The following is a 3,090-nucleotide window of genomic DNA, read 5'->3' as shown; positions in this document are numbered from 1 at the left end:
GTACGCGGTGCTGGGCGGGCGGCTCCGGCACCTGCCGGGCGGCGTGGACGAGTATCTGCGCATTGCCGCGCACGCCGCGGCGCCGACAGGCGCGCAGGATGCGGGACGCGCGACGGTCGCGTCGGTCACGGCTGTGGCTCCCGCATCCGTCGCGGCTGTCCCGACTCTCTCAGGGGCCGAGCGCCGCACACTCGAGAAAGAGCTGTCTGCGCTCGAGCGTCGCATCGCGAAGGTGCAGGGGCAAGTGGATGCTCTGCACGTGCAACTCGCCGAGCACGACGTTGCTGACTACACGGGCATCGCGGCTCTGCACGAGCAGGTGCGCGGTTTCGAGGCCGAACTCGAGGCCGCGGAGGAGCGCTGGCTCGAGCTGGGCGAACTTTTGGGCTGACGCATCGGTTGCTGTCTGCCGCAGCAGCTGACGCGCCCGCGTGGGCTAGTCGGCCCTACTTGGTTCGCCCGATGAGCAGGTCGATGCGGTAGCCGTGCTTCTTGGTCGAGACGATCTCGACGGGAATGCGCGGCGGCTGGCCGCGGCCATCGAGCCGGCGAACGGCTTCGTCGTAGATGCTTTCGAGCCCGCGCGGAATCATTCCCACGACGCCGCTCACCCGTCGGTCAGAGAAAATGCGAATCTCGATCGCGGCGTCGACGCGTTCGTCATCGATGGTGCGCGCGGGGGTTGCCGTGGCGATCTTCTCGGGGTTTTCGTCGGCGAGCGCGGCCAACTCATCTTGGTAGGGGTTGCTGTTCGCGAGGCGAATGGTGACCTTGCGATTCTTCGGCACGAGCACGCCGACATAGTCGTCAAACGAGCCCGAGCCGCGGTCGTCTTTCGGCAAGCTGTCGTCGCCCGGGCGTGACTTGGTGAACAGTCCCATGTCGAGATGCTAGCCCGGGGTGTTGAGGTTGGCACGGCCTCTACGATGAGAGGGTGACCGAGCCGCTCGACGCCATCGCCATCGCGGCCGAGGCGTTTGCGTGGCTCACGCTGCCCGTCGGCCTCATTGTGCTCATCGTGGGTTTCACGCGCCGCTCGTGGGCAAAGCGGTATCGCCCCGCACGGGCCGTCTTCACGACCGTGCACGAACACGACGCGAAGCTGCGCTGGTTCGGCGATGGGGGAGCCGTGCACGAGAGCGTCTCGCCGCTCACGGGGCCGATTCCGGCGGTGGGCGATGCGCGCACGGTGTGGGTGCATCCGTCTCGCCCCGACGCGCCTCGACTCGACGACCCCTCACACGACGGCCGCGCGCTGCTCACGATCGGCGGCATTCTCACCGGCGTCGGGGTCATCGCCCTGGTGTTGTCGTCGGTTTTGCCGTTGTTCTAGCGCGGGGCCGGCGGCCGTGGGCTCCCTCGCGACCGAGTGTGTGTGATGTCGGCAGCGACGAGTCTTGCGCGACCCTGACAGATGCAGAAACTTGCGCGTATAGTATCGGCAAGCACATCGTGGTGCGAGGCTCGCGAGTGGGCCGGTTTATCGCAGAGAGGCGACAACAATGGTCGGTCCGTTCGAGCAAGCGATCCTTGCAGTGATCCTCGGCGTTGTGATGTTGGGCATGGGCGCCGCACTCACCTTCCGCGATCTCGGCAGTGAACTTCGGCGGCCTCGTTACCTCATTCTCGCGGTGATTTGTCAGTTCGTGTTGATGCCTCTGCTCGCCTTTGGGCTCGCGACTGTCTTGCAGCTCACGCCCGGCCAGGCGGTCGGTCTCATGATCCTCGGATGCATGCCTGGCGGCACCACCTCGAATTTGTTCACCTACTTCGCCAAGGCCAATCTCGCCTTCAGTGTCGTCATCACGATCATGACGACGCTCGTGGCCATCGTGATGACGCCCATCCTGCTCGTCCTCTACGGCGGTGCGCTTGCCGAAGGGGTCGAGGTTCCGCTCAGCAACGTGGTGTCGAGCCTTGTGCTGCTCATCATTCCGGTTGTGCTCGGCATGTGGCTTCGCCGCGTGAGCGCCAATCTCGGTGCAACCATCGAGCTCATCGGTAGCGTGCTCGGCGTCTTCTTCATTGTGTTGCTGCTCGTGACGTGGGTTCCCCGCAACTGGCAGCTGTTGCTCGAGTCGCCCTGGCAGGTGTACGTCGCTGCGATCGCTCTGCCATTGCTGGGCATGTTCGGTGCCTATTGGTATGGACGACTGATCGGTCTCAAAGTCCCCGACCGCCGCACACTTTCCCTCGAGATCGGCATCGTGAACGGGCCGTTGGCGATCGGCATTGTTGTCTTGAGCTTTACCGGAGACCTCCAGCAAGAAGTCTTGCTGCTTCCTGCGTTGTACTCGCTGTTCGTTGTGTTGACCTCTACCGCGGTGACGCTCATGTATCGCTGGTCGTTCAATCGCGCACAGGTCAAGATTCCCGAACTTCTGTAGGTGAGATCACCCGGTGCCCGTAGGTCTAGCCGGCCTCGTCATCGAAGTCGGTGCTGAGCGTGCGCAGCAAGCCTGCGAGCTTCTCGTGGTCGGCGCGGCTGAGCCGCTGCAGCAGAGCTTCTTCGCTCACCATGAGCGCGTCCATCGCGCGATCGACCCGCACGCGGCCTTCGTCGGTCATGCGTACGCGGATGCTGCGCCCATCATTCGGGTCGGTGCGCCGTTCGACGAGCTCACGCGTCGTGAGGCGATCGATGCGATTGGTCATAGTGCCGCTCGACACAAGCGTCTGCTGCAGCAATGCCTTGGGGCTCAACTCATAGGGCTTGCCGGCTCGACGCAGCGCTGAGAGCACGTCGAACTCCCACGACTCGAGGTCAGACGCCGCAAACGCTTGCTTGCGCGCCAGATCGAGGTGGCGCGCCAACCGGCTAACCCGCGACAAAACCTGCAGTGGCTCGACATCAAGCTCGGGTCGTTCGCGGTGCCACGCCTCGACGATGCGGTCAACTTCGTCGCGGGCGGTCATCTGTTCATTATCGCGGGCGGGCGCCTGCGCGCTGTCGCACGTTGAGGCGGGCATCCCGAGCCCATACGTCACAGAAGCCTGCTCGCGCTCTGGCAGACTAGACGCGCGCGTTTCGCGCGATCCGCCTTGGTGTAACGGCAGCACGACAGCCTTTGGAGCTGTTAGGTCCAGGTT

The 3,090-nt window shown here is 64.5% G+C and carries 4 protein-coding genes and 1 pseudogene; 3 read left to right on the top strand and 2 right to left on the bottom strand.

Annotated elements, in window-relative coordinates:
- Nucleotides 1-391, top strand: a pseudogene (locus SFU54_RS06745) (ABC transporter C-terminal domain-containing protein); the annotation flags it as partial.
- A gap of 55 nt (nt 392-446) precedes the next feature.
- Here SFU54_RS06745 and SFU54_RS06740 read toward each other — a convergent pair.
- Nucleotides 447-881, bottom strand: coding sequence for a hypothetical protein (locus tag SFU54_RS06740; protein ID WP_319015523.1), 435 nt, complete (start codon nt 879-881; stop codon nt 447-449).
- Between the two features lie 53 nt (nt 882-934).
- Between SFU54_RS06740 and SFU54_RS06735 the strand changes: the two genes are divergently transcribed.
- Both SFU54_RS06735 and SFU54_RS06730 read left to right on the top strand, forming a co-directional pair.
- On the top strand, nt 935-1,333 hold the full coding sequence (locus tag SFU54_RS06735) for a hypothetical protein (RefSeq protein WP_319015522.1): 399 nt from the start codon (nt 935-937) through the stop codon (nt 1,331-1,333).
- Between the two features lie 169 nt (nt 1,334-1,502).
- Complete coding sequence (locus tag SFU54_RS06730; protein WP_319015521.1) at nt 1,503-2,387, top strand: bile acid:sodium symporter family protein; 885 nt, start codon at nt 1,503-1,505, stop codon at nt 2,385-2,387.
- Between the two features lie 25 nt (nt 2,388-2,412).
- Here SFU54_RS06730 and SFU54_RS06725 read toward each other — a convergent pair whose 3' ends face one another.
- Nucleotides 2,413-2,916 carry a MarR family winged helix-turn-helix transcriptional regulator gene (locus SFU54_RS06725; RefSeq protein ID WP_319015520.1) on the bottom strand — a complete coding sequence of 168 codons (504 nt, stop codon included), beginning with the start codon at nt 2,914-2,916 and terminating at the stop codon, nt 2,413-2,415.
- Nucleotides 2,917-3,090 lie beyond the last annotated feature (174 nt).

The sequence above is a fragment of the Microcella sp. genome, from assembly GCF_033763155.1.
Lineage (GTDB): Bacteria > Actinomycetota > Actinomycetes > Actinomycetales > Microbacteriaceae > Microcella.
The sequence above is the reverse complement of the archived record's forward strand: the minus strand, read 5'-3'. Positions and strand labels throughout refer to the sequence as shown.